This is a genomic window from Fibrella rubiginis, assembly GCF_017353185.1.
Taxonomy (GTDB): domain Bacteria; phylum Bacteroidota; class Bacteroidia; order Cytophagales; family Spirosomataceae; genus Fibrella; species Fibrella rubiginis.
Map to the genome: position 1 here is coordinate 1 of NZ_JAFMYV010000052.1, position 247 is coordinate 247.

Annotated in this window: 1 protein-coding gene; it reads right to left on the reverse strand. The window is 62.3% G+C overall.

Translation table 11 applies throughout. From position 1 onward, the window contains the following. Nucleotides 1–247: hypothetical protein (locus J2I47_RS26440; protein WP_207367630.1), on the reverse strand; the 247-nt coding region annotated here is incomplete at both ends.

Sequence of the window (247 nt, forward strand, 5' to 3'; positions counted from 1 at the left end):
TGGCATTGCTCACCGTCACGCTATAGGTCGTCGTTGTCGTGGGCGAGACAGGGATCGAGGCGGTGGTGGCCCCTGTTGACCAGACATAGCCCGTGCCCCCGGAGGCCGTCAGGGTAGTGGAGGTACCGTTACAGATGGTCAGGCTGGGATTGGCCGCAATCGTAGCGGTGACAGCGGGGTTGACCGTCACCGTGCCGGAGGCGATGGCTGAACAGCCGTTGGCGTTGGTCACTGTCACGGAGTAAAT